The 25,839-nt window shown below is 34.9% G+C and carries 25 protein-coding genes; 10 read left to right on the forward strand and 15 right to left on the reverse strand.

Annotated features, from left to right (window positions below):
- Positions 1 to 2 precede the first annotated feature (2 nt).
- The 14 genes from LUA86_RS11155 to LUA86_RS11220 all read right to left on the reverse strand — a co-directional run bounded on the left by LUA86_RS11155 (position 3) and on the right by LUA86_RS11220 (position 16,545).
- Entirely contained in the window at positions 3 to 950 is a 948-nt protein-coding gene (locus LUA86_RS11155; RefSeq protein ID WP_231461819.1) for a glycosyltransferase family 2 protein, read from the reverse strand.
- Positions 950 to 1,885 (reverse strand): glycosyltransferase family 10 domain-containing protein, encoded by a 936-nt coding sequence (locus LUA86_RS11160; RefSeq protein ID WP_231461829.1) that lies wholly within the window; start codon positions 1,883 to 1,885, stop codon positions 950 to 952. Before LUA86_RS11160 ends, LUA86_RS11155 begins: the two co-directional genes overlap by 1 nt.
- On the reverse strand, positions 1,857 to 2,705 hold the full coding sequence (locus tag LUA86_RS11165) for a glycosyltransferase family A protein (protein WP_231461837.1): 849 nt from the start codon (positions 2,703 to 2,705) through the stop codon (positions 1,857 to 1,859). The genes LUA86_RS11160 and LUA86_RS11165 overlap by 29 nt, the downstream gene beginning before the upstream one ends.
- Positions 2,702 to 3,490, reverse strand: coding sequence for a glycosyltransferase family 2 protein (locus tag LUA86_RS11170; protein ID WP_231461839.1), 789 nt, complete (start codon positions 3,488 to 3,490; stop codon positions 2,702 to 2,704). Before LUA86_RS11170 ends, LUA86_RS11165 begins: the two co-directional genes overlap by 4 nt.
- Positions 3,487 to 4,389 (reverse strand): FkbM family methyltransferase, encoded by a 903-nt coding sequence (locus tag LUA86_RS11175; RefSeq protein ID WP_231461841.1) that lies wholly within the window; start codon positions 4,387 to 4,389, stop codon positions 3,487 to 3,489. The genes LUA86_RS11170 and LUA86_RS11175 overlap by 4 nt, the downstream gene beginning before the upstream one ends.
- Complete coding sequence (locus tag LUA86_RS11180) at positions 4,386 to 5,669, reverse strand: ABC transporter ATP-binding protein (RefSeq protein ID WP_231461843.1); 1,284 nt, start codon at positions 5,667 to 5,669, stop codon at positions 4,386 to 4,388. The genes LUA86_RS11175 and LUA86_RS11180 overlap by 4 nt, the downstream gene beginning before the upstream one ends.
- A gap of 10 nt (positions 5,670 to 5,679) precedes the next feature.
- Positions 5,680 to 6,801 carry an acyltransferase gene (locus tag LUA86_RS11185; RefSeq protein ID WP_231461845.1) on the reverse strand — a complete coding sequence of 374 codons (1,122 nt, stop codon included), beginning with the start codon at positions 6,799 to 6,801 and terminating at the stop codon, positions 5,680 to 5,682.
- A 93-nt stretch (positions 6,802 to 6,894) separates the two neighbouring features.
- The gene (locus LUA86_RS11190) at positions 6,895 to 7,251 is read right to left on the reverse strand and encodes a four helix bundle protein (RefSeq protein ID WP_231461847.1); all 357 of its coding nucleotides are present in this window, start codon (positions 7,249 to 7,251) and stop codon (positions 6,895 to 6,897) included.
- A gap of 135 nt (positions 7,252 to 7,386) precedes the next feature.
- Positions 7,387 to 8,244 (reverse strand): ABC transporter permease, encoded by an 858-nt coding sequence (locus tag LUA86_RS11195; protein ID WP_231461856.1) that lies wholly within the window; start codon positions 8,242 to 8,244, stop codon positions 7,387 to 7,389.
- Positions 8,245 to 8,675: 431 nt separating this feature from the next.
- On the reverse strand, positions 8,676 to 9,689 hold the full coding sequence (locus LUA86_RS11200; protein ID WP_231461858.1) for a glycosyltransferase family 4 protein: 1,014 nt from the start codon (positions 9,687 to 9,689) through the stop codon (positions 8,676 to 8,678).
- A 308-nt stretch (positions 9,690 to 9,997) separates the two neighbouring features.
- Complete coding sequence (asnB, locus tag LUA86_RS11205; RefSeq protein WP_231461866.1) at positions 9,998 to 11,791, reverse strand: asparagine synthase (glutamine-hydrolyzing); 1,794 nt, start codon at positions 11,789 to 11,791, stop codon at positions 9,998 to 10,000.
- A gap of 249 nt (positions 11,792 to 12,040) precedes the next feature.
- Entirely contained in the window at positions 12,041 to 12,541 is a 501-nt protein-coding gene (locus LUA86_RS11210; protein ID WP_231461868.1) for a UpxY family transcription antiterminator, read from the reverse strand.
- A 459-nt stretch (positions 12,542 to 13,000) separates the two neighbouring features.
- Entirely contained in the window at positions 13,001 to 15,403 is a 2,403-nt protein-coding gene (locus tag LUA86_RS11215; RefSeq protein WP_231461870.1) for a polysaccharide biosynthesis tyrosine autokinase, read from the reverse strand.
- A gap of 308 nt (positions 15,404 to 15,711) precedes the next feature.
- Positions 15,712 to 16,545 (reverse strand): polysaccharide biosynthesis/export family protein, encoded by an 834-nt coding sequence (locus LUA86_RS11220; protein ID WP_231461871.1) that lies wholly within the window; start codon positions 16,543 to 16,545, stop codon positions 15,712 to 15,714.
- Positions 16,546 to 17,244: 699 nt separating this feature from the next.
- Between LUA86_RS11220 and LUA86_RS11225 the strand changes: the two genes are divergently transcribed.
- From LUA86_RS11225 to pgk, 10 genes are all read left to right on the forward strand, one after another.
- A complete protein-coding gene (locus LUA86_RS11225) occupies positions 17,245 to 17,520 on the forward strand; it encodes a hypothetical protein (protein ID WP_231461878.1) in 276 nt (91 codons plus the stop codon).
- Positions 17,521 to 17,899: 379 nt separating this feature from the next.
- On the forward strand, positions 17,900 to 18,337 hold the full coding sequence (locus tag LUA86_RS11230; RefSeq protein ID WP_231461880.1) for a hypothetical protein: 438 nt from the start codon (positions 17,900 to 17,902) through the stop codon (positions 18,335 to 18,337).
- A gap of 111 nt (positions 18,338 to 18,448) precedes the next feature.
- Positions 18,449 to 18,958, forward strand: a complete 510-nt coding sequence (locus LUA86_RS11235; RefSeq protein WP_231461882.1) for a hypothetical protein — start codon at positions 18,449 to 18,451, stop codon at positions 18,956 to 18,958.
- Between the two features lie 115 nt (positions 18,959 to 19,073).
- Positions 19,074 to 19,484, forward strand: a complete 411-nt coding sequence (locus LUA86_RS11240) for a hypothetical protein (protein ID WP_231461884.1) — start codon at positions 19,074 to 19,076, stop codon at positions 19,482 to 19,484.
- A 198-nt stretch (positions 19,485 to 19,682) separates the two neighbouring features.
- Positions 19,683 to 20,051 carry a hypothetical protein gene (locus tag LUA86_RS11245; protein ID WP_231461886.1) on the forward strand — a complete coding sequence of 123 codons (369 nt, stop codon included), beginning with the start codon at positions 19,683 to 19,685 and terminating at the stop codon, positions 20,049 to 20,051.
- Positions 20,020 to 20,769, forward strand: coding sequence for a glycosyltransferase family 2 protein (locus LUA86_RS11250; protein WP_231461888.1), 750 nt, complete (start codon positions 20,020 to 20,022; stop codon positions 20,767 to 20,769). The genes LUA86_RS11245 and LUA86_RS11250 overlap by 32 nt, the downstream gene beginning before the upstream one ends.
- A 94-nt stretch (positions 20,770 to 20,863) precedes the next feature.
- On the forward strand, positions 20,864 to 21,958 hold the full coding sequence (locus LUA86_RS11255) for an MraY family glycosyltransferase (protein ID WP_231461890.1): 1,095 nt from the start codon (positions 20,864 to 20,866) through the stop codon (positions 21,956 to 21,958).
- Between the two features lie 719 nt (positions 21,959 to 22,677).
- On the forward strand, positions 22,678 to 23,670 hold the full coding sequence (gene gap / locus LUA86_RS11260) for a type I glyceraldehyde-3-phosphate dehydrogenase (RefSeq protein ID WP_231461903.1): 993 nt from the start codon (positions 22,678 to 22,680) through the stop codon (positions 23,668 to 23,670).
- Between the two features lie 135 nt (positions 23,671 to 23,805).
- Positions 23,806 to 24,243, forward strand: coding sequence for a GNAT family N-acetyltransferase (locus LUA86_RS11265; protein ID WP_231461911.1), 438 nt, complete (start codon positions 23,806 to 23,808; stop codon positions 24,241 to 24,243).
- Positions 24,244 to 24,252: 9 nt separating this feature from the next.
- The gene (gene pgk, locus LUA86_RS11270; RefSeq protein ID WP_304622662.1) at positions 24,253 to 25,446 is read left to right on the forward strand and encodes a phosphoglycerate kinase; all 1,194 of its coding nucleotides are present in this window, start codon (positions 24,253 to 24,255) and stop codon (positions 25,444 to 25,446) included.
- A gap of 96 nt (positions 25,447 to 25,542) precedes the next feature.
- Here pgk and LUA86_RS11275 read toward each other — a convergent pair whose 3' ends face one another.
- Positions 25,543 to 25,740, reverse strand: a complete 198-nt coding sequence (locus LUA86_RS11275; protein ID WP_231461919.1) for a hypothetical protein — start codon at positions 25,738 to 25,740, stop codon at positions 25,543 to 25,545.
- Between the last annotated feature and the right edge of the window lie 99 nt (positions 25,741 to 25,839).

Below are 25,839 nucleotides of genomic sequence, written 5' to 3' on the forward strand. Positions count from 1 at the left end.
AATTAAACTTTAAAAGGATTTGGTATTCTTGATAGTTTACGTTTAAATTCTTTGAAGCCTATTAAAAAAGGCAATGATGGATGAATTTTGGTGGCAGACAGGTATATAAAGAAATGATCCTTAATATTGAATCTTCCAGCTGTGTATACAGTTATAATTTTATCGGCTATTGCCTTTATGTGTTTTGATCCAAGATTTATTTTATAGTATTTTTTTATAAAAGCTATAACATTAATCGTTTCGAAACTGGTTTCTATGCTATTTATACTTTTTGCAGATACTGAGCTTTCTATCCTTCTAAAATAATTTTGACTTGAATAAACTAAATCTATCGAATAGTTTTCTAAAATTAATGCCCAAAATAACCAGTCACCACATGCTTTATATTTTATTATATTTTTATCTATAGTTTCCTTATTTTGTATATAAGCTGCTTTCCTGAACAATGCAGCACTTGCATTATATATGAAATTTCCGTCAAGCATATAATTTATAATAAAATTTGAAGATTCCATATCCGCAACACTAGATAATTTGTGCTTTGGATTGGCAATTTTCTCATTATTTTCATCTATCCAAATAGATTCAGCAAACACACAGCCAATTTTATCCGATGCATTAAGCTTCCTTACTGTGTACTTTAAGAAATTTTTACACGCAAAGTCATCACTTTCTGCTATCCAAATGTAGTCGCCTTTGCAAAGGGAAAGCCCTTTAATCCACTGCTTAAATGTATTACCACTATTTGTTTCATTATATAATAAAATGGATATTTTTTTATGAGTTGTATACTTTTCCAAGATTGCTACACTAAAATCTGTAGAGCAGTCATCTAAAATTATAATTTCAAAATCTTGAAAAGTTTGATTTAAGACAGATTCAATCCTCGTTTTAAGATATTTTTCATGATTATAATTTGGTATAATTACAGAAACTAAAGGACTACTCATTAATATCTTCTAAGTTTAAGCCCTCTAACTACCACAGTAACATAATATTTAAATAATCTTCTAAATTCAATTAATCTTTGTATTAATGATTTATTCTGGGCAAAATCGACGATTTTATCCAACTGTTTCATAATAAATTCTTCATTAACAAATTCATTTACTTCATCATTTTTGAAGATCGGTTCCTTAAGCATAGAAAGATAATCAGCATCATTATCATCAAGATATTCTATATAATCTATTACTTCAGTAAAACTTTTATAGTTATGGCAATTAATGAATCTTTTTGGGTTGAAATCTCTTGTTACTAAATCAGAACCCCAATAAATTGGAATACAATTAGAAATAAATGGTTCGTAAATTTTTTCGGTGACATAGCCAGGATAAGATGAGTTTTCAAAAGCGATAACAAATTTGAAATCTTTAATGAAATTTATTTTATCAATTAATTCAAAGCCTGTATTATTGTATAGTTTGCCAGCAGAATCTACACGCCTTCTTTTAGAAAGTTTTAGATAAAATTCGTTTCTTGATTGACCATCTGGATTAGAAACGATAAAGCAACAGAATTTTTTTTTTTGATTTAATATTTCTTCAAAATTCAATTCTCTTTTGACTAATGTATCAGCATCTTGATAGAGCGCATAAAGTGGTAACCGATAATTTCTTTCAGTTATTGGATAATCAAAGCTGAAAGCAAAATCACAATCTTTAAAATCAGGACGTAAATTTTCTCCAGTGAAAAGTATTTTAGTGCAATTATATTTTTGATGATTTGTGCTATATACTGAATAGAATAATATTTCTGGTTTATCACTTAATTCGATCTCGTATTTGAGAGCTAATCTTTTATAAAAGAAGGATTTTTCCGGTATAAAGTCTGGCCAAAAATCAGTGAATTTAATCCTAATATGGGTTTTTCTTTCTGAACTCATTTTTACTAAAAAGCCAATTTTTTATCTTTCTAAATGGATTAATAATGAAATTACCCAATCTGTAATCCAAAGAAAATTGATACATATTTTTATATGTTTGACTGAGTTTTATTTGACTTATTGGGTCAATATAGTGAGATTTGTAAATGTCGATATTCTTTAAGAAAATTTGCCAGTTAATATTTCTATGGAGTTCAGATTTAATAGTGTTTCTGGAGTTCTCTCGAATTCTGTAGAAGAAATATTCTTTTTCTAATTTAATAACTTTTGATTCTTGGTCTAAAAATCGAATCCAAAATTCCCAATCTTCTAATCCATTGTGCATATCATTATCATAACCGCTTGTATTATAAAAGTCAGTTTTTTTAAACATTGCACTACAGAAAATCATATTACCTAGCAACAAATCTTTGTAATTATATTTATTCAGATTTAAACTTTCATTCTCTAAGCCAAATTTTTTGCCATTGCAGTAAACTAATTTTAGGTTTGGATTATTTTCAAATGTGATAATAGCTTCCTCTAAATAGTTTTCGTGAATGACATCATCTGCATCAAGTGGCAAAATATAAGAGCCAGTAGATTTTTTTATCCCATTATTTCTTGCAACCGATACACCTTGATTAGATTGAGTATAATAAATAAATCTATCATCTTTATTACTCCACTCTAAAGCAATGTGCTCACTCCAGTCATTAGAGCCATCATTTACAATAATACATTCCCAGTGTTTATAGCTCTGATTAAAGACTGATGTTAAAGTTTCAGCTAAAAATTCTCCATGGTTGAAACAAGGGACTATTATTGAAACTATTTTCATAATTCGGAAACTTTCAGTTGCTTAAAAATTATCGACAGATACTTCCTTACTCTAGAGTTTTTGAGCGCTAGTCGGTCGCTTTCAAGTCTATCTAGTAATTGATAGTCGGTCATATATGCAGAAAAATTTTTTTGTAGATAATTATTCTTTTCGTTATTTATTAACTCTTGATTTTCACTTTTTGAACTTATTCCATCATACTTAAACAAAGAAATTACGAGAGGAATATGTTTATAGGAAACATTATTTCTGCATATTGAATTAATAAAAAATGCCCAATCAGCAGAGATCTTCATATTACAATTATAATAACCAAATTTTTCGAAAAGCGACCTTTTGATAAATGTGGAAGGATGAGGGAGTGTATCTTTCAAAAAATAATTAAAACTCAATTTTGAAGGATATTCTTTAATCAAACTAAAATCGTCTCCTTCTATTTGTAGATTACCATAAATAATATCTTCATTATTAAAATGCTTCGTTACAGCTTTTAACACATTCTCAGATATTAATTGGTCTCCTGCATTTACAAAAATCAAATATTCTCCCGTCGCTTTAGTGATGCCTTTATTCATAGCATCATATATGCCATTATCCTGTTCGGAAATAATATTGATTTTTGGATGATGTTGATATTTTACTAATGTTTCGATAGTCCTGCTATTAGTTGAACATCCATCCATAACAATAAGTTCGAAATCTTCAAAAGATTGCTTGACAATTGATTCGATGGTTTGATCTAAATCATCATTATTAAGGCATACTGTAATAATGGTTACTGTCATTCAGCTTGCAGTCTTATTCTTAAATTATTAAGTCGTTCTGGTTTTAATGCAATTAAGTTTTCATATGGGTAGTATGCCTTAAGCGGTGACTCATAAACCTCATTATTAAGCTCATCATAGCCATACCATTTGTATCCTTTATTTACCAGATATGAATATATATCACGACATGAATACCCTGTTCTAAATGCATTCTCCTCAGTAAATTCGATTAAGAAAACTGGGTTAAAGTCTTTAGAATGAATGAGTTTTTCTAATCCGCCTAATACATGCAACTCCCATCCTTCAACGTCAATCTTGATGAATGTCACAGTATCTGGTTTTATAGCATTATCAAAAATAAAATCATCTAATCTGATAACGCTTATTTCTTCTTTTAGACTAAGATTTATATGTTGTAGTTTGGAAAAAGAATTCCAGGCATCATGACCATCTTCAGAAACGTTTAGATATAAGGTTTCGTTTTTATCTGAAATTCCCATTTGGAATGTGGTAATTATTGATTTTAAATTATTTAATGAAACGTTTTCATTCAGTCTATTGAAAGTTTTGACTGATGGTTCAAATGCATAAATATATCCGTCTTTCTTTAATTTTGCAGAAGCAAAGATCGAATGTAATCCAATATTTGATCCGATATCGAAAAAAGTATCTCCTGGTTTTAAAAATTTATCTATAAATAGTAACTCCTTGTTTTCAAAACCTTCATAAATCAATTTTGATAATATACTATCTTTGTATAGTTTTAATCTGGTGCCATTACTTAGGCCGTGAACTATGAAAGCATCATTTTCATGAAATAAATTTTGCCATTTTTCAGCTTCCGAAGTTGTTCGGTATGTAATATATTTACTGAATAAATTGATAATTTTTTTCGCTAGAAGGATATCTATGTTCATAATAACTGCCATTTAAATAATGGATTAATTAGGCCAGGTCTTTCATCTGAATAAAGTGAATTTATCCCATCCAAGTTTATCATATTTAGCAAAATCCTCTGTTCTTTATAGTTTAACCATTTTACATTGTGTATCCCAATCGTAGGATAAATTATATATTCATCATTACTTAAAAAGTTTGATGGAATGAAAGTTTTTAGTTGTACAGTCTTTTTATTAAATTTAAAATGTTGTTTATGTTCATCATCATGATAAGATCTGAATATTACAGTCTCAGATGCAGCATGTACTACTTCGAAACCGATTCGTAATCCTATAACGTCCATATTTAACTCAAACTGTATAACTATCTCTATATCTCTGTTCGTTAAAAAATCATTGGAATCTAAAAAGTGCGGTTTGATTTCAAAACTATGTAAAATGATACCGTAATCATTTTTTTTAGTCAAAAGTTTTAATTTTAAATCATTATCCGCTTTACCATTATTCTCTTTGAGATAATCATTTATACTGATAGAAGTTGTTGCATTACTGGTTATGACTCCATTCTTAAGAACAATAGCGCTGTCACAAAGATGGTTAACCATCCCCATATTATGACTCACAAACAGCACCGTTCTCCCTTCACCCTTACTTACATCACTCATTTTCCCCAAGCACTTTTTCTGAAACTCAGCATCACCCACCGCCAAAACCTCATCAACTATTAAAATTTCGCTTTCCAAATGAGCCGCAACCGCGAAAGCTAGGCGTACATACATGCCAGAACTGTAACGCTTCACAGGTGTGTCTAAATACCGCTCAATCCCCGCAAAATCTACAATTTCATCCAATTTACGTTGGATTTCCTTTTTACGCATGCCTAAAATAGCACCATTTAAAAAGATGTTTTCTCTGCCACTCAGTTCTGGGTGAAAACCGGTACCAACTTCTAGCAAACTGGCGATTCTACCTCTACCCGAAATTTTCCCAGAAGTTGGGGCAGTAACTTTACTTAATATTTTTAACAGTGTACTTTTGCCAGCACCATTCCTGCCAATAATCCCAACAGCATCGCCCTGCTCAATTTCAAAATTGATATCCTTTAAACTCCAAACAATATCACTATCACCTTTGGTGCTGCGGTCATTAGCTTCTCCAATCCGTAAAAAAGGATCTTCTTTTCCTCGTACTTTGGCATACCATCGCTCCAAATCACGGCTAATAGTGCCTGTACCAATTTGGCCGAGTTGATAAGCTTTTGAGAGGTTTTCGACTCTTATGGAAATTTTTTTAGACAAACTTGCAGACTTAGTGATTTGAGAACTTATCTTTTAATTTTAGAAATGGTCTTTCGAAAAAGTAGTAGGATAGAAAACCAAATCCAAACACTAGAATTAAATTAAAAGGAAAATAAAAGTACTGCTCTAATATTGGATAATTTCCTTTAGGTATAATGAATAGTTGTTGCCAGATGTAGATACTATAAGAAATAACACAAATTTTTTTTATGAATTTGCTATTTAATATGGCAAAAATGAAATGTGATTTTCTGATAATCGAAAACAAAATCAAGTAGGCTATACAAAAATCAGTAAAAATATCGCCAAATGGGACTGAATAAATTCCATAAATACCTCTTGCAGATATATAATAATTCACATATATCCATATACTACAAACTATGAAGATGCCATATTTGAAATTTTTTTGTTTGATAAGTTTATTTGAGATGCGAGAATTAAAGCATGATAGACTTATTAAAACACCAGTAAATATTGAGCTTGCCGGAACAAAAAATGGGGCTAAAATATAATTCGAAATCTCTTGGTTTAAATGCTGGAAAACCTTAATAAAAGGTATGATTAGGATTATTATTAAACAAATCTTGAAGCTGTTGCGCAAAAATTTAAAAACAAAAGGCCAGATTAGGTAAAATTGTTCTTCTACAGCTAAACTCCACGTATGCCCAGTAAGCCAAGTCGCAGAAAAAAAGCTAAAGTTATTAATGTAGAGCAATGGTCCTAGAAAATTTGATTGTATTAAATTAAGTTTAAGAATTTGATTAATAACAAAAACTGAAATAAGATAGAGGTATAAAACAGGCACTATTCTTAATGCTCTGCGAATAAAGAATTTCTTTAGATTTAAATGGCCAAACTTTATTTTTTCTTTAATTAATAGCGTAGTAATTAAGAAACCACTTAAAACAAAAAATATTTTTACACCTAAAATCCCAATAGCTGTAAATTTTAATATCGTATGAATTAGTGTTCCTTTCTCCAAAGTAAGCATAAAATGTGCTTGAATAACCATTATTATGGCCACAGCTCTCCAACCGTCCAATGAAGGTATGTACTTTACGTCCAAAAAATCTGGAGTTATAAATGGAGAATTTAGTTGCTTTGTTATTGCTTTAATCTTACTTATCATTCTATCTTGGATTAATAGACTTTTGAAAGATTTTCTACTTTGATAGCTATTGACATTCTTTAAATAAAGTTGAGGTTAAGACTGAGGCCTAGTTCAAGACTTTAAGCTTTTAATTAGTTTATTAAGTTCAAAATGGATTTTTTCATTCACTGCTATTAATTCAATTCCTTTTTCAACATCAAAGTAGCCAACGTTTCGCCCATAAATAAGTTGATTTTTTGATTCTAGAAGCGAACCTCTAGACATTACGTAAAATCGCTTTTTATCTAGATTAGTTTCTCTTCCAAAACCTTCTGCTAAATTATCGGAGATAGAAAGGGATGATCTTCTAATTTGTGATGTCAGCGCATAATCCTCTTGCTTTGGTAAATCAGTAGTTAAATTGAATACTGAAACTGCATATTCCATTGCTAACTTCCATACTGGCATTTCTGTGAAATTATAATACATGGTCTAGTATTGAATTTAACATTCATTAGCTCGAGATATAATAAGCAATATAAACAAAATTGAAATTATTTTTTAAGCGCCATACAACCTCAGTCTCAACCTCGTCCTTAGTCTCAACCTCTTCCTCAACCTCACCTAAACCGTATCCACAAAAGTCCGCTCCACTTTATTAAAAATCACTATCCCAAACACAAGCAGTGCCATAGTAACCCCGATAGCATAGACCAGGCTTCCCCAGCTAAAACTACCTTCACCCAAAAAGCCATAGCGAAAGGTTTCCAGAATTGGTGTCATAGGGTTATATTCAATTATCCAGGCATACTCAGGATATTTAGTTAAAGCTGTTGATAATGGGTAGATTACTGTTGTTGGATACATAAGCAATTGTACGCCGAAGCCCACCAAAAAAGCTAAATCACGATACTTTGTGGTCATTGCCGAGATAATCATTCCGGCACCTAAACCCAGCAAGGCCATTAAAACAACAATTAATGGAAAAAGTAAAATGGTTAATGTGATATGGAAGGATGCTCCGTTCAAATAATAATAGCCTATCATTATCAGAAACAATATCATTTGCACACCAAAACGAACCAGATTACTTACCACAATACTTAAAGGCATAATCAACCTCGGGAAATAAACTTTTCCAAAAATGCCGGCATTATCTCTGAATACGGTAGATGTTTTTGTCAAACAATCAGAAAAGTAGTTCCAGGCGGTTATGCCTGCCATATAAAAGAGTGGTTTTGGTAAACCATCGGTCGAAATTCCTGCAAGATTTCCAAAAATAAAAGTGAAAATTATGGTGGTGAATAATGGTTGTATGAAAAACCACAGCGGTCCTAATATGGTTTGCTTGTAAAACGAAACAAAATCCCTTCTTACCAAGAGAACTAATAAATCGCGATAAGCCCAAACCTCATTTAACTTTAAATCAAATAAGGAAGCTTTTGATTCAATAGTCCAATTATGTTCCTCTTTATGTTGCATTAATTCGTTATTCGTTGCGGATTTCCCATTTCTAGCCGATTGTAACCAATTTTCTATTTCCTTTTATCTGTTGCGGTTTATTGGTTACCAGGTTTTGGTCAATCAAATAGCTCCGGCTCTTTAAGTCTAACCCCACAATCTATTTTTTGGTTTATCCAATTTTAGCTCCCTCTCTTCAAGGAGAGGGCGGGGGGTGAGGTTTTTGTAGTTTCACCTTCTGTCTCCATCCGGGTAAGCCTTATCACCTCACCTAGATTCCGCTTTTAAAACGGCATGGTCTAGATTTCAATTGATCCGGCTCTTCAAGGAGAGGGCGGGGGCTTAGGTTTTGTGTTCAAGCTTGCTTCGCAGGTCTTTTTTTATCACGAGAAATAAGCCTACCCAGGCAAGACAATGAACCTGTTTTTTGAACAATTAACCAATTAGCCAATTCAACAATTAACCAGTCTATCACTTATCCGTTTCTTATATCCTTCAAAACCAAAAGCCTTTAAACACTTCTCTTGTAGATCTATTTTGTTGTAAATCAAATCTATTTCGTCCAGTATTGCCGCTTTAAGTGCAGGTTTATCAATTGGATTTACCGACTGACCCAAAGAACCATTTAATATTGCATCTTTACTGCCATCTTGATTTCCGGTAACAGAACGTTTTCCGCAAGCTGCGGCTTCAATGAAGCTTATCCCAAAACCTTCAGCCTTACTTGGCATTACAAAAACATCCGCCAGTAAATAATGATCTATAAGTTCATCATCATTAATAAATCCAATTAATTTAACCCTATGCTGGAGCTTATGCTGTACAATTAGTGCTTTAACCCTTTGTTCTTCTCTAGCATCAGCTTTGCCACCCAAAATGTAATAGAAGTTTTCAGGAAGTTCGGCTAAAACTTCAATAACTTTATCGTAACCCTTGTATTGCTCAGACGATGATAATCTGTTTAACGAAAACAATACCTTAGAATCTATTTCAAGATTATATCGCTTAAGCAAAGATTGTGGTTTATCAAATAAAATCGGTGTTGCAAAGAAAGGATCTAAGCAATTATGTATAACCTTAATGTTTTTTGTTGATACCTGATGGATTTCTTTCAGTTTCTGGGCAGTGTAGTTACTTACTGCGATCACTTCAACTTGCTTTTGGATGAAACTAGTTTTCCATTTGCTCCGCTTACCCCAGATTTCTATACCATGCGCAAATAAAACAATTCTTTTCTCAGGACTAATTTTTTTTATCAGCCAGCCAAAAGGCAAGAGGTTAATATGACTCAGAACGATAACATCAGCATTTTTTCCATTCATTATCGCTTCAAGAGCAAATCTCAACTTACTCGCTCGAAACCCTTTGAATTTGTTTAAATCAACATATCTATCGTCAGGCTGAGCATCATACATACTTAATACCTGATAATTTTCAATGCTGCCCTCCGCAAATAAATCCTTCAAAACTTTGGCAAAACTCCTGCAAACTTTTTCAATACCCCCAGTTAAACCGAAAATATATAATGTAAGAAACAGGACTTTTTTATGAGTTGTCAAACGGTAATTTTAATTGATATGCGCCTTCACTTCAAGGAGAGTCCGGGGTACGTAATTAACTTAAGGGTGTTTTTATCTGCGTTTGTCATCCTGAGCTTGTCGAAGGACAAATATTTTTTATTTAGATTTTAAGAAAGGCCTTCGACAGGCTCAGACTGACAATGGCTTTTCTCAAGTTAATCACATTAGAGGGCGGCGGGTGAGGTGTAACACACCTAGTCAACTACCTGATATAAAGCTATCATCTTACTCCAATGCAGTTTCCCTTTCTTAAAATCCTCAATAAAAGCGTTAACATTTTTATTTCCACGACCGGAAAATTTGCTCAAAAACTGTTCATTCGTTGACAGCCAATTTTCGAAAGGAAATGTGAAACCCATCTTAGGGCGATTCCATATCTTTTCGGGTAATACATTTTTAAAAGCATCAACTAATAATCCCTTTGGTTTCTTCGTTTCGTAAACTAAATCACTTTTAATCTCTTTTACAATTTGAACCAAATCCTTGTCTAAAAATGGAACACGCACTTCAACACCGTGTTGCATGCTCATAGCATCTGTATCCTTTAAAAGTTGGTTTTGCATATAGAGGTTATACTCCAGCCAACTTGCTTTTTGTTTAGCGGTTAAGCTCGATTTCATAACTCCAACATTGGCAGTTTTCAATACCTCATCAACCTCATCAACTGATAAATTCAATATGGATGCAATTTCCTGGGGATTAAAAAAGCCTCGTAAAAAGAGATACTTACCGCTGGTATTTTTATAGCTTAAATAATAAGCTCTTTTTAAAATTTGACTATTGAATCTTAAACCTTGTTTAAGGATGAATCGAGGTAGTTTGCTTAGTTTTTCAACTAAATCCATTCTTTTAAACGAAGGATAACCACCAAATAATTCGTCAGCACCGATGCCAGACAACACAGCCTTTAATCCATTTTGCCTGGCAAAATAAGAGATAAACCACGAGTTAATGCCATCTGTTGTAGGTTGGTCGATGGCAGCCATTGCATGTGGGAAATACTTTTCAAAACACGTCTTGTTTATATTATCTTCCTTATGATTGCTATTAATTTGTTTACTAATCAAATCCTGAAAAGCTTTCTCAGAATATTCAGTTTCATCAAAATTGATAGAAAGGGTATGCAAATTTGACGGATTTTTAATCACCTGATTTGCAACAATACTGATGATACTGCTGTCGATTCCGCCGCTTAAAAAAGTGCCTATTGCTGCGTCAGCATAAAGGTGCCGTTTTACTGAATGTTGCAAGCCTTTTTTTACTTTTTCCAATGCTTCAGCATAATTGTTGATCCTGTTTTCGTCTGCCACATGTGAATAACTATGGATTTCAAAACTATTTGTTGCATGCCACCAAGCCATATAATTAGCTTTTGGTAGCATTTGTATTTCAGTGTGAGTAGTGTATGGCTCGGGAATATGCCCAAAAGCGAGAAAATAAATTTTCCAGTCTTTGTTATTAGTGTATTTATAATCCGTTTGTTTAAAGGCTTTAACCTCAGAAGCAAAAACTAGATTTTGGTTTATGGTGCTGTAATATAAGGGTTTAATACCTGAAGAATCGCGAACCAGATAGGTAACGTTTTGAATGGTATCGAAAATTGAAAAGGCAAACATGCCTTTAAGCTTATCAAAACTTTTAATTCCCCATTCTGCATAAGCTGCAAGGATAACTTCAGTATCACTGTTGCTGTTAAATTCATAACTGAGGTTTAACAATTCGGCTTTTAGTTCCCGATAATTATAAATCTCACCATTAAAACTTAACACCAATCGATTTTCGTTATAAAACATAGGTTGATGCCCGGCTGCACTAAGGTCGATCAACGCTAGCCTTCTATGGCCGAAAGCAATTCCATGGAGCGCTTCAATATAAAAACCTTCATCATCAGGTCCGCCATGAGCCATCGCATCGCACATTGCTTTTACATTTGCAACTAATTGAGCTTCTGTTTTAGTTTTATCTATAATCCCAGCAATACGGCACATATCTATTGGTTTTCAGCTCCGGCTCTTCAAGGAGAGGGCGGGGGTGAGGTTTCTCAACTAATGAGACCTTTCCACTACATTTAATGCATAGCTTAGTCTCTTTAAGGAGAGGGCGGGGGAATGAGGTAAAATCACTAGTTCAATCACGTTGTTAGACACAGCTTCGCCCTTTCAGTCACATTTTGCTTTTAAAAATGTGCCGATTATTATAGCTCCGGCTCTTCAATGAGAGGGAGGGGACTGAGGTCTTTACAACCGCTCTACAAAAGCCATTGATGTGTTTATTTCAATCGCTACACCCATATTTTCTAAACGTAAAATTAGGCGTTGTTTATTGTGTATGGAAACAGTTTCTGCAAGCATACCTTTAAATGGTCCTGCTTTTATGCTCACCTTTTCACCTGGTTCAATATTGTAATCCAAAACTTCTAATTCAGCATCAGTAGCCAATAATAATTTCAAATCCTCTATTTGTTTATCCGGCATGGAAGCAATCTTTCCTGAAAAATAAAGAAACCGGGAAATGCCATTAGTCATTAAAACCTCTAAATGCTCTTTGGCAGAAATATACACAAAGAGGTAAGATTTTATCAAGGGTTCTTCAACAATTTTTCTACGATCGCTCCATTGTTTAATTGTCTTTTTTAGAGGAAGATAACAGGTAATGCTTTTTTTTTGGAGCTCATCATAAGCTTTTTTTTCAGCCCGCGAACGCGTATAAACAGGATACCACTTGTAATTATTATCCATCTAATTAACAATTTTCAATTTAATACCCGCTCTTCAAGTATGGCTTGGGCTTATTCATAACAGCTCCCGCTCTTCAAGGAGAGGGCGTGGGGTGAGGTTATCTAGCACCCCGATATTTTTATCTTTTATTATTAAACAGGATATATTTTTATTAATTTTTAAAATCTATTCCTAATAGCTCCGGCTCTTCAAGGAGAGGGCGGGGGGTGAGGTTATTTAGCACCCCAACATTTTTATCTTTCTATTATCAAACAGATATCCATTCTTCTTCGGCAATCGCATACTTTTATCTTATTTAGTAACTTTTAAAATCTATTCATAATAGCGCCATCTCTTCATGGAGAGGGCGGCGACTGAAGTAAACATAAAATTACAAACATTATTACAATTCAAAACTTTCCCCTAAACCCTAAACCCTAAACCCTAAACCCTAAACCCTAAACCCTAAACCCTAAACCCTTACTTCTTCTTCCAAAACATCCACCATTTTCTATTTTCATCATCGTAATAACCAGAACCCGAATAACCAGAGTAATCAGAATAGTAATATGTACTGTTTCCGCCTCCCCTTGAGTAATCTGTGGTATAATAATTTGAATATAGCGCATCATCGCCAAAGGCATTTAATACTATGGCAAGATTGCTCAAACCATACTCCCTGGATAAACGCTCCGGAATATTTGCTGCCCTCTGTTGCGAAACGCCCGAACGGATAACAAATAAATTAACATCAGAAGAACGAATAAGCGGGATGGCATCTGATACCAGACCTACTGGTGCCGTATCTACCAATACGTAATCGTATTTCGCTTGTAAATCCTTTAATAGTTCTTTCATAGCTTCTGTATGCAATAACTCAGAAGGATTTGGCGGCACCGGTCCCGATGGAATGAAATCAATATGATGCATGTCATCATGTATCATTACATCTTGCAAAGTGGCCTGACCAGATAATAAAGAGCTTAATCCTTTCTTATTATCACTCCCAAATGCCTTATGCAATTTCGATTTACGTAAATCGGCAGCAATTAAAACTACACGTTTTTCAATTAAAGCAAGCGTACTGGCCAGGTTTACGGTTACAAATGATTTTCCTTCCCCGGAAATTTCTGAAGTAATACAAATAACTTTACTTTGCTTATGGCTGGCTAAAAAGCTTAGGTTTGTCCTAACGGAACGAACGGATTCTGCAAACACCGATTTAGGTTTTGATAAAGACAGTGCCTGGCGACTATCTTGGTCTATAAAATCTGGAAACTTTCTAATCACCCCGATTATAGGCGTATGGGTTAAGCTTTCAACAGTTTCTTTATCGTATATGTAAGGATTTAAAAATCTTACCAAAAGAATCAATCCGAATCCGGCAGCCAAACCAAGGGTTAAAGCAGTACTGTAAGCTTTATTAGCGTTTGGAGAAATTGCATAATATGATGGATAGGCAGGGTTAACAATAGATGCGCCCGAAACCACTGCTGCAGCATTCATTTCTGCATCGAGTTTCTTCTCTGATAAAAATGTTCTAACCTTATTATTGACTTCAAAATTGGTTTGAAGTTTCACGAAATTCTGCTCTTTAACCGGAATTGTGCTCATGCTTTGCGTTACACCTGCAATCTGGTTATCAAAATACCTAATGGTTTGTTCGTTCTTTCTAAGCATGGCATCAACGCTGCTTCTGATGTTTGCTTTTACGTTAGAAATTTGTTGATCTATATTTTTAAGGGGTTGCGAGTCGCTGTTAAATTGACTAAGCTTTGCTTCACGATTGGCCAAAAGTGAATTAAGTTGTGTAACCAGTAAACTCAATCCCGAATTTAGTTCGCCATCTAAATCTAAACCAATCTCAATTTTAGATTTGTTGCTGTTTAACTGTTCTTGAAGCTGCCTGATTCCAAATTGCTTTAGTTTTAGCTCGGTTTTTTGCTTCTCAAAATCCGAAAGCTTTCCGACGGTCATTGAGGTAGATGAGCTCATATCTACCAATTTATTCTGTGTTTTGAAATTGGCTAGGTTGCTGCCCGATTTCCCGGCCTCATTATCAATAAACCCTAACTGACTATCAATAAAATCTACAGTTTGTTTTGCCGATCGCCTTCTTTGGATAATGTCATACTTCACATATTCCTTCATGATGGCATTAAGAATATCAGCCGCAAATACAGCATTAGCATCTGTTTGGCTCAAACTCATCACATTTGTAAAACGAGCCGCTTCACCAATATACAGACCACTCATAGCCCTTCCGATAAAATCCTCTTTACTGTTGAACTTGAACTGGTAAGTGCTTTTTCCAGGGATTTTATCTTTAACACGGAAAATCATATTGCCAATATTGATGTTCTGACCGTATTTGTAAACCGTTTTCTGCTTATCGTTCTCTGCTAAATATAAAGTAAAGTGCTCATCATCCGCCGCAGTGACCTCGTAAAGGGCACGATCGAAATTAACACTGTCTTGCTTAATAATTTCAATAACAAATGGCACATTTGGGTAGAGTTCGGTAGTTCTAACCCTTCCTTTTAGGTAATAGCTGATTTTGTAATCCAGCATTTTTACAGCATTAGAAATTACTTCATTGCTGCGAATGGTAAAGCTCTCTGCCTGTATTTTATCTGTATAATTATAATTTGAAGTTTGTACACTGCCATCTCTGCCTAATGACGAGGGACTGCTGTCTTCTAATTTTAAAGAAGCTCCGGTTTGATAAATCGGAGGTGTATACCAAAGGTAAACCCAGGCAATGCTTAAAGCAATACCAACCGTTGCGGCAATCCAATACCAGCGACTTAAAAAAACCCGAAAGATTTTATAAAAATCTATGCTTTGGCTAACACCCTTATTTTCTTGAATCGTTTCAGTCAATGTTTTTTATTTATATACTTAATTTATTATCAGTTTTCTATTGCCAGATGGCTGCAGCTCTATAAGTAGAGGGCGGGGGCTTAGGTTTATCTCGTAATTTAATCTGCACCATATATTATACCCAACTAACCTTACCACTACATCTACGTTTCGCTTCTCAACCGGCATGGTCTGAATCACGGTATGCAGAAATTACCCAACCTAATAACTTCAAAAGAAATCTAGGGAGCCGGCAATTTTTTTTCTTTTGTAGTCAAAAGAAAAAAGCCTGTCCGGCTAAGACACCCATGCCAACATAACACCCAAATCTATTTCGTTACGGTAAATATCAAAATCGCTAAATTCACCACAACCAGCAGTGGCTGTAAAATATTATTAAAACTCTGCAATTTCTCCGTAGTAGCCGCATTTTTTGTAGGCTGTAAAACGATAATATCATGATTCTGCAAAATCAGCTTCTTACTTGCCAAACTATTAATGTCATTTAAGTTTACATAAATAAGTTCCGGATTGCTGCGGTCGCCACGAATAATTTTTAACGTTTTTGGATCTGCGGTTTTAGTGATACCTCCGGCTTCACCAATAATATCAATTAGGGTAGTATTTTCCTTCTCTAAAAGGAAGTTTCCTTGTCTGCCAAACTCACCTAAAAGCGTTACTTTTAAATTAACTACACTTAATTCGATAATTGGATTGCGTAACAGTTGTTTAGCATACAAATCCTGAATTTTAGTCGCGGCCTCCCTTCTGCTCAGCCCCACAACTGCAACTTTGCCTATTGCAGGTAAATTAACCTGACCATCTAAATCTACCGGATAAGAAAGCACAGAATTTATACTGCCTGATGCTGCGCCAGCACTGCTGCCAATTGCCGAGCTAGCCAATCCTGTTGAACCTGTTGCGCCAAACTCCGGGTTTTGAACATTTCTTACAGCCAACTGGTCGTTTATTTTTATTTTGTAAAAAGCATCGCTGATACCCTGATCGTTTACAACATAAACCTGTTTGATGGTGTCTGTTACGATATCACTTGGCGCATTAAAAAGACTACGTTCCCTTCTTGCAGAACAGGCACTTAATATGCTTAATAATAGTAGTGGAATTAAAAATATAAATACGTTTCTTCTATTCAAAATGGCCATGCGAGCTTTTAAGTGTGTTTGTTTGGTATTACAAAAATAATTTAAAAAATGACTTATGAAGAAAAAATATGATGTACCAGAACATCAATTGACAATTATCATGGATATTCCAAATTGTTAAAGCAAGACTTTTACGAAACGAATAATACAGAACGTTTGATTTTTAGTAGGATTAATATTACTTGTTTTTGAAATGATGCCTTGTTTTTTATTTAACATTTTGTTCAGTTGCCTAATGTTGTTGACAAATATCAACTCGAAATGCTTTTCTTGACAATAATCAAGAGAATCTACTAAGCCAATTCTTTAAGAAAATGGGGATAAAGTAATTTTGTAAACCTATTTATGTGAAGCATATCCGCCCGGAAGAATTAGATATTTTTATGGGAAAACCTCTATTTAAAGCGCTTCAGGTAACATCGTACATTTGTACAAGACTTAGCAAAGTTCAGTTCAATTCTATTTTTCTAATCAATTATCGTCGAATTTGATATGATTAGGAAATACCGACCAGATTTATATTTTTGTACGCCCTCTATTGTTTATAGCATATCCCATAAAATTTTTAAGATTTTTATGCGGAGTTTCAGATTTTTTACGTCATTATTATCATTCATAATTTTAACTGTGTCATATTCCTCTGGTCAAGGATGTGCTGTTAATTACGGGACCACCAGTGAAATTATCTATTATGGAGCTTTGTCAGGAACAAGAAATTTTGGTGCTCCAGTAGCTTATAATAATTCGCCAAGTACAGCTTATCCAAGTGCCTGCCCAAAATATAGTTACGATGATGCAACGACCAATGGTCAAACTTGTAGAGTAAATGGAACGCTAATAGGAAACTATTATATACCTGCAAGTAGAATCATTTTTGTTCCCTGCCCACTCGACGACTATATTCCTTTTCTAATTCTACCGATTGGTATGTTAGGCTTTCCATATTTTAGAAAAAAAAATTTTAACGTGGTGTAGGAATAGCTTTCTAATCGAATGCAATCGTCATAATCAGCTTAACTGGGTATCCTAAAACATCCTACAGAACCATAACCTTTACGCCCGTATATATCAATTGCCCTATTGATGATAATTTGGCTTGGCTAATTCTTCCGGTTGGTTTATTTGGTTTTGCATACTTAAGAAGGAATTAATAAAATTTATTATTTCTATTGATTTCTTCGAAAAAGTAGGTGAATTTAGATTAAAAATTCCTGCAAGTTGTGGCGTTTCAATAATTGGTTATGAATATTGTTCGAAAACCATAAAAGTTGTATGATGATGTAGCATAATTAGTGTGATTGATACGCTGTTCTATATTTTTGTATATGGAAACTGTCCCGTTCCATATCCTCTAATGAAATTTTTAATTACTTTAATATTAATTTCGCTAAGTTTATCTGTATTTCCTCAGCAAAATCCATCAGGATGCATCATTGTATTTCCTTATGGCGCAGTTTCAGCCTATCCAAATGTCTACCGTTCTGTATTGCCTGGAGTGTCTGTACCTACCAATGAAAATGCTGATATTCAAGGTAAAACTGTTTACGATGGGCAAGGGCTAAGTGTGGCAGTAAACTACACGTGCTACAAAAATCCAAATCCTACAACACGCAGGGAGTGTGCAGTAAGAGCAGGTAATGCTAGTCCTTATAAATGGTATGGTGGTGTTTTTGCTCAGGATTATTACCAATGCCCTTTAGATGATTACATTCCACTTCTAATTCTACCAATTGGTCTCATTGGCTTTTGTTACATTCGAAATAGAAGCTTTTATTGTAAAAATCCAGCGTAAAAACTTTTTATTTAAAATTAACGTATATAATACTGTAGTGCCTTAGTTTGAGATATTTACATCCTCTGGTTAATCTTTGCTGATTTGATAAGCTTGTCAACTTGATAAGCTATGAAAACTTTAGTCAACATCACTGTAATCACAGAGCATTCTTTCACGATAGTTAACCCTTTCTCAAATTTAAAAAAGATAAACCTTACTATAATCTTTGTATTTTTAAGTCTTATCTGCCAGGCTCAAGGTTATTTTGTTCCAACGAATAATCAATTGGGGTGCAGAGATAAAAACCTGAATGGATACTTTAACATCAATAATCAGCGTATATATCTACAAACCTACACTGGTACAATTTTCAATGCTAGTTCTGGTGTAAGTTATTCGGATTGGAATTTGGATGAACCTCGACCATTAAATCGCTGCTTTTCTTTCGTAGTTACTTCTGTAAATGGTTGTACAATTAGAAAAATAGTAGCTGGGGTTACAACAAATGCTTTAGGGGATTATGGATATTTTACGAATACTATAAAGTGCCCCCTTGATGATTACATACCATTTCTAATTTTGCCAATAGGGGTATTAGGCTTTATGTACTTAAGGCGCAGGCAATTTAACTTAGCTTAATGATATACAGAAAACTTGTTACCACTAGCTAACAAGGAAGCCAGGAATGAACAAAAAGAACGATCTTTTCAGTAAATAGTGTATTTAGGTTTGTAACACATCATCCGTTACAAATATGAGACGCTTAAGATTATGCTTAATTATTTTTGCATTACTCATTGATAAAAATGTAAGTGCTGCCGAAGGATGTCTTGTTGGCAATAGAATGTACACTAGCCTTGCATCAGTTTCCATATTAGCTGGTCCTGCTTTCACGACAACCAGTTACATTGATTCAAATGGAAGATGTTGGTCTCCAGCACCGTCAGGATCATGCCAGGTTTGTAACGGGACAGCTGCTGTAGTAGCAGGCCTATTAGTATGTGCGGCAGATTTATTTGGTCCCAGAGATGGAATTATTTACAATGGTAATTACTACGCTTCTTTTACAGTTATCAATTGCAACTTCGATGATTATTCCTGGGCCCTCGGTACAGCCACAGGTATTTTTGGTTTTATATTTATCCGAAGAAAAAAAATACGGTAACCTAAGGGTCTTCATACCATAGGCATAGATCAAGTAGGGATAAAGCATAGATAAAGTACTGTAATAGTACTAAGTTATGTTAGCATAGTGTTTCCCGCCGCAAAACACAAGTCGCTATTTTAAAGCAAATTAGATATAAAATAAATTTGATTTCAACAAAACTAATTTTATATTGCTGTATGATTAATCCTATAGCTTATGAAAAAGTTGTGTTTAATCATCCCGCTCTTTCTATCCCATTTATTTGCATTTGCCGAATATGGTTGCTTAGTTCCGGGCTATCCAGAACTATTAATTTATCAAACAAATCCACCCGGTGGTGTTTTTTCGAATAATCCAAATATCTATCCAAATGCCGGCTGCATATGGGTTTTAGATACATCAAAGCCATATAATGGCTGCGTTGGGCATGCCAAAGGTGGTATTAAAGGAACTTATTACGAACAGTGCCCAATCGACGACTATTTACCCGTATTTTTTATCTTTACCGCAGGTATTGGCTGCATCAGCATCAATAAAAGATATAAAATAGTTAATGAAGGTATCTGTAATAACAGTAGTTTATAATGGCGAATCTTTTCTGGAAGCGTGTATTAAATCTGTAATCGCTCAGGATTATGCGGATTTAGAATACATCATCATAGATGGAGCTTCAACAGATGGAACATTAAACATCATTAAAAAGTACGAAAATCACATCTATAAATTTGTTTCAGAAGCTGATAAAGGATTATATGATGCTGTAAATAAAGGTCTGAATCTGGCTTCGGGAGCTGTAATTGGCTTATTGAATGCAGATGATATGTTGGCCAGTAATTCTATAATTACTGAAGTTGCAACATCTTTTAAAAATGATGGAAATCTTCAGGCACTTTACGGTGACTTAAATTATATCCACCCTACAAATAATAAAATTATTAGAAAATGGACATCCAGGCAGGCTGGCAAAAAGGATTTTGAAAATGGCTGGATGCCCGCACACCCAACTTTATATATAAAAAAAGATGTTTTTGAAAAATATGGCAACTATGCTTTAGATTTAGGCACAGCTGCAGATTACGATTTAATGCTTCGCTTTCTTTATGTTCATCATATTAAAAGTAAATACCTGCCAATGCTTATGGTAAATATGCGTACGGGAGGTTTAAGCAATGGTAGCTTGCGAGGAATCTTAAAAGCCGCAAAGAATGATTGGATTGCACTAAGAAGAAATAAGCTTCCATTACCTCTCCTTATTTTGCTTAAAAAGAAACTGAACAAAATTGAACAGTTTTTTCTTACGTAGTTAAAATTATCTTTATGATATTTATCATTTAATACACTTGCTTTGTCACAGTAAAATTGCATTTCATATATTTGTGTAAACCAAACCTCTAATTTTGTTAAAATACCTATTGCAATCCTACCCCGAATTGTTCTATGTAGCCATTTTCGTTTTAGCAGCGTTGATGGTTGTATTTAGTATTCCTTCAATAATTTTTACTTCAATAAAATACGGTCTTTTTGATACTAATGACATGCATCGAAAAAGCCATGGGAATAATATTTCCAGATTAGGTGGTTTAGCAATTTTTGTAAGTTTCACGATTAGTGTTTTACTTTTTGCAGCACTTGTTCAATTTAATGAGGCAAATTTCTTGATTACATCATGCATAATACTGGCCGCATTGGGATTGAAAGACGATGTTTATGGTATTAATACCAGTACAAAATTCATATTGCAATTAATTGTAGCCATTATACTTGTCTTTTTTGGTGGTTTTAGATTAAGCAGTTTGTATGGCGTTTTAGGAATTGGAGACATGAACATGCTTTGGGGTGGAGTTTTTTCGGTGATATTAATTATATTCTTGAACAATGCCTTTAACCTCATCGATGGAATTGACGGCCTGGCGGGTTCTATTGGCATCATTGCAAATCTGTTTTTTGGTGTATTTTTTGCCATGATGAACCAGCTTGCCTATGCATTTATTGCCTTTGCATTGGTGGGTGCTGTTTTAGGTTTTATAAGATATAACTGGTACCCTGCAAAAATTTTTATGGGCGATACCGGGGCACTAATTATAGGTTTGGTAACAGCGGCTTTATCAATAAAGTTTATCGAGCTGAGTAAATTTACAGGTGAAACTACTCCATTTGTTTTTTCTGCACCGGCAATTGCAGTTGCTATGCTCATAGTACCCATATATGATTCTCTGCGTGTTTTTACCGTAAGAATATTTAAAGGAAAATCGCCATTTGAAGGCGACAGAAACCACATTCATCATCGTTTAGAAAGATTAGGCTATAAACCCCCACAAATTATTCTCTTAACCGCCGGATTAAATATAGCGGTAATAACAATGGCATTGCTGATGCAAAATTTCGGTAATTTCTTTCTGATATTTTTTATTATTGGCCTGTGCATAATCTTTGATTTCGTACTCTTCTACCGCCTCCGCATAAAGGACCAAAAAGCAATATTAAAGCTGTGATAAGTTGCGTGTTATCAGTTATAGCTTCGGCACTTCAAGGCGAGGTTGGGGGTGATGGCTCAATTAAACATTTAACTCTAAACTTGATTTTTTTTTGCTTTAACAGCTCCGGCTCTTCAAGGCGAGGTTGGGTGGTGAGGTCAAACTAACTGCTTTCTATTTCCACTTTGCTAAGCCTTTCCCACTACATCATCGCTCTGCTTTTTAGCGGCATGCATTTTTTCTGCACTAACGGCTCCGGCTCTTTAAGGAGAGGGCGGGGGGTGAGGTTAAACTAACTACTTTCTATTCCACTTTGCTAAGCCTTTCCACTACATCATCGCTCTGCTTTTTAGCCGGCATGCATTTTTTCTGCACTGACGGCTCCCTCTCTTTAAGGAGAGGGCGGGGGGTGAGGTCTCAATCAACATTTAACTCTAAACGTGATTTTTTTCTGCACTAACGGCTCCCTCTCTTTAAGGAGAGGGCGGGGGGTGAGGTCTCAATTAACATTTAACTCTAAACTTGCATTTTCTTTGCACCAACGGCTCCGGCTCTTCAAGGAGAGGGCGGGTGCTGAGGTTAAATCGGCTGAGATTTTCACTTCCCGCTACCCTTTTTAACTCAATCTCCATAAATAGCACCCTCTCTACAAAAACAGGAAAGGATCATAAGTCTTAATAATTATATTATCTCAACAATTCAAAATAAAGATTAATTTTGCGCTCTAATTTTAGTTAATGAGAATTGCAATAAATGGCTTTGGTAGAATAGGGAGAACCTTTTTACGTTTGGCATTAGCCGAGGGTTTTGAAGTGGTGGCGATTAATGATTTATCGGAGCCTAAAACAATGGCACACCTGTTTAAATACGATACCATTCACGGCGTATTTAAAGGGACTGTAGAATCTAAAGTTGATGCCATCGTTATCAACGGGATTTCTATTCCGTTTTTTTCTATGAAACATGCCATTCAGCTTCCATGGTCGGCTTTAAAAGTGGATATTGTAGTAGATTGTACTGGCAAAAACTTAACGAAAGAAGATGCTGAAGGACACATTCATTCTGGCGCAAAGCAGGTAATTATCTCTGCTCCTGCGGCTGATGATATCCCTATGGTTGTTTTGGGTGTAAATGATGAAGATATAGATTTAACAAGTCCGATTTTATCAAATGCCAGTTGTACCACCAACAACATCGCCCCGATGATAAAAATTTTAAATGATAACTGGGGGGTGGAAGAAGGTTACATTACTACGGTTCACTCCATGACGGGCGATCAGAACCTGCATGACAGCAATCATAAAGATTTGCGCAGAGCCAGGGCAGCCTCATCATCAATTATTCCAACAACAACAGGTGCCGCAAAGGCCATTACGCATATTTTTCCAGAACTGGATGGTCGGTTGGGTGGCGCCGGAATCCGCGTTCCGGTGTTAAATGGTTCCTTAACAGATTTTACCTGCATCCTTAAACAAAAAACAACGGTTAAAGAAATTAACGACGCATTTAAAAAAGCTGCCGATAATGAACTGGCTAATCTATTAGAATATACAGAAGATCCAATTGTTTCTATCGACGTTATCGATAACCCACATTCTTGCGTTTTCGATGCACAGCTTACTTCTATTGTAGGCGATTTAGTCAAAGTGGTGGGTTGGTACGATAATGAATTTGGCTATAGCAGCAGAATTGTTGATTTAATTAAAAAGATTCAAGCAGTTGCAGCATAGTTAGAAAAAAAACAATCATCCGATAGGAATAAACAATTTACAATCTAAAAACCAATCAACTAAAAAACCAGCAATTACCTTAATTTACGGGAACGATTGCATAAATTTGAAACATCCCCGAAATAAATTAAATCTATGGTAAAATTCATATCGTCAACAGAAGTTCTTCCGCTTCGAAGCATGATGCTTAGAAATGGAAAATCATTTGAGCATTGCATTTTTGATGGTGATGAAGCTTATGATACTTTTCACCTTGGCTATGAGCTTGATGGAGAAATCAGATCCATTGCGAGCTTTATGCGTAACGATTTTTTTGAAAACCAGGGAGAGGGTTATCAGTTGAGAGGGATGGCTACGCATAGCGACTATGGAGGCAATGGGTACGGAAAGGCACTTGTAGATTTTGCCATCGAATACCTGAAAGAATACAATACCAATTATCTGTGGTGCAATGCCCGTTCAACCGCTGCACCATTCTATAAGAAAATCGGTTTTACAACCGAATCTCCAGAGTTCGACATCCCAGGAATTGGCTTCCACTACGAAATGAAATTAAACTTAAAATCAAAATAAATAATAAACATGAGAACAATAGACCAGTTTGACTTTAAAGATAAAAAAGCCTTAATAAGGGTAGATTTTAATGTCCCTTTGGATGATAACTTTAAAATTACTGACGATAAAAGAATGCGTGCTGCACTTCCAACCATCCAAAAAATATTGAAAGATGGTGGCTCGGTTATTTTAATGTCGCATTTAGGTCGCCCTAAAGATGGTCCGACAGATAAATATTCTTTAAAACACATTCTATCTGATTTATCTTCTATGTTAGATTTGGAGGTTAAATTTGCAGATGACTGTATTGGCGATACTGCGGTAAATGAAGCTAAAAATCTGGCAGCAGGTGAAGTTTTATTGTTAGAGAATTTGCGCTTTTATAAAGAGGAAGAAAAAGGCGACAAAGCTTTCGCGAAAAAACTTGCGGCTTTAGGTGATGTATATGTAAACGATGCTTTTGGTACAGCTCACCGTGCGCATGCTTCAACGGCAATTGTTGCAGAATTTTTTCCTGATGCAAAATACTTTGGTTATCTGATGGCTTCTGAAGTAGAGAATGCAGAGAAGGTACTAAATCATCCCGAAAGACCTTTTACTGCAATTATGGGTGGCGCAAAAGTGTCGGATAAAATTCTTTTAATTGAAAAGTTATTAGATAAAGTCGATAACCTGATTATTGGCGGTGGTATGGCTTACACATTTGCAAAAGCGCAGGGCGGAGAAATCGGCACTTCACTTTTAGAAGCTGATAAACAAGAACTTTCTTTAGAGTTAATAGAAAAAGCAAAAGCTAAAGGTGTAAACTTAATTCTTCCCCTTGATACTGTAATTGCTGATAAATTTGCCAATGATGCTGATAAGAAAAATGTAGATTCTGGTCAGATACCGGCAGATTGGATGGGCCTTGATATCGGTCCTAAATCAGCTGAATTATTTCAGGAAGTAATTAAAAATTCTAAAACCTTATTGTGGAATGGCCCGATGGGCGTGTTCGAAATGGAGAGTTTTGAAGTAGGCACCAAAGCTGTTGCTGATGCTGTTGTAGCTGCAACGAAAGACAATGGTGCATTCTCATTAATTGGTGGCGGCGATTCTGCTGCAGCAATTGCTAAATTTGGTATGGAAGATGAAGTAAGTTATGTATCTACCGGTGGTGGTGCTTTATTAGAATATATGGAAGGAAAAGAATTACCGGGCGTTAAAGCAATCAACGATTAATCAAATCCTGCAAATAATTAGAAAAGGCCCGAAATAAAATCCGGGCCTTTTTCACAGGCATTAAATGCCATACTATAGTTGAGAGATTAATAGTATTTATGAAGCATTTTCAAACTCCTCGAACATAGCCTCGAGCGAAGTTTTATCTAAGAATACAGCACCGCTCGAAATCTTATGACCAGGAGAAAATATGGTTAACGATCGCTTGTCGCAGTCAACATATTTGCGAAGTTCCAGAAACTTCTCTGATGTAATTTTAAAAACCATTAAGGTTTTTTTCTCTGAATTTGACATAGCTGCCTGTTAGTTTAGTTTCCCGCATTAACCAAGCTCGTACACTCGGTTAATGGTCTCACAAAAATCTTATTTAATATTTATAAATCGTTTAAACAG

The organism is Pedobacter sp. Leaf132 (genome assembly GCF_920984695.1).
Classification (GTDB): domain Bacteria; phylum Bacteroidota; class Bacteroidia; order Sphingobacteriales; family Sphingobacteriaceae; genus Pedobacter.

What these genes read in the sequence shown, in the direction of transcription:
- LUA86_RS11155 (WP_231461819.1), bottom strand. Translation starts at nt 950, where the DNA reads ATGAGTAGTCCTTTAGTTTCTGTAATTATACCAAATTATAATCATGAA.
- LUA86_RS11160 (WP_231461829.1), bottom strand. Translation starts at nt 1,885, where the DNA reads ATGAGTTCAGAAAGAAAAACCCATATTAGGATTAAATTCACTGATTTT.
- LUA86_RS11165 (WP_231461837.1), bottom strand. Translation starts at nt 2,705, where the DNA reads ATGAAAATAGTTTCAATAATAGTCCCTTGTTTCAACCATGGAGAATTT.
- LUA86_RS11170 (WP_231461839.1), bottom strand. Translation starts at nt 3,490, where the DNA reads ATGACAGTAACCATTATTACAGTATGCCTTAATAATGATGATTTAGAT.
- LUA86_RS11175 (WP_231461841.1), bottom strand. Translation starts at nt 4,389, where the DNA reads ATGAACATAGATATCCTTCTAGCGAAAAAAATTATCAATTTATTCAGT.
- LUA86_RS11185 (WP_231461845.1), bottom strand. Translation starts at nt 6,801, where the DNA reads ATGATAAGTAAGATTAAAGCAATAACAAAGCAACTAAATTCTCCATTT.
- LUA86_RS11190 (WP_231461847.1), bottom strand. Translation starts at nt 7,251, where the DNA reads ATGTATTATAATTTCACAGAAATGCCAGTATGGAAGTTAGCAATGGAA.
- LUA86_RS11195 (WP_231461856.1), bottom strand. Translation starts at nt 8,244, where the DNA reads ATGCAACATAAAGAGGAACATAATTGGACTATTGAATCAAAAGCTTCC.
- asnB (WP_231461866.1), bottom strand. Translation starts at nt 11,791, where the DNA reads ATGTGCCGTATTGCTGGGATTATAGATAAAACTAAAACAGAAGCTCAA.
- LUA86_RS11210 (WP_231461868.1), bottom strand. Translation starts at nt 12,541, where the DNA reads ATGGATAATAATTACAAGTGGTATCCTGTTTATACGCGTTCGCGGGCT.
- LUA86_RS11220 (WP_231461871.1), bottom strand. Translation starts at nt 16,545, where the DNA reads ATGGCCATTTTGAATAGAAGAAACGTATTTATATTTTTAATTCCACTA.
- LUA86_RS11230 (WP_231461880.1), top strand. Translation starts at nt 17,900, where the DNA reads ATGAAATTTTTAATTACTTTAATATTAATTTCGCTAAGTTTATCTGTA.
- LUA86_RS11235 (WP_231461882.1), top strand. Translation starts at nt 18,449, where the DNA reads ATGAAAACTTTAGTCAACATCACTGTAATCACAGAGCATTCTTTCACG.
- LUA86_RS11240 (WP_231461884.1), top strand. Translation starts at nt 19,074, where the DNA reads ATGAGACGCTTAAGATTATGCTTAATTATTTTTGCATTACTCATTGAT.
- LUA86_RS11245 (WP_231461886.1), top strand. Translation starts at nt 19,683, where the DNA reads ATGAAAAAGTTGTGTTTAATCATCCCGCTCTTTCTATCCCATTTATTT.
- LUA86_RS11250 (WP_231461888.1), top strand. Translation starts at nt 20,020, where the DNA reads ATGAAGGTATCTGTAATAACAGTAGTTTATAATGGCGAATCTTTTCTG.
- gap (WP_231461903.1), top strand. Translation starts at nt 22,678, where the DNA reads ATGAGAATTGCAATAAATGGCTTTGGTAGAATAGGGAGAACCTTTTTA.
- LUA86_RS11265 (WP_231461911.1), top strand. Translation starts at nt 23,806, where the DNA reads ATGGTAAAATTCATATCGTCAACAGAAGTTCTTCCGCTTCGAAGCATG.
- pgk (WP_304622662.1), top strand. Translation starts at nt 24,253, where the DNA reads ATGAGAACAATAGACCAGTTTGACTTTAAAGATAAAAAAGCCTTAATA.
- LUA86_RS11275 (WP_231461919.1), bottom strand. Translation starts at nt 25,740, where the DNA reads ATGTCAAATTCAGAGAAAAAAACCTTAATGGTTTTTAAAATTACATCA.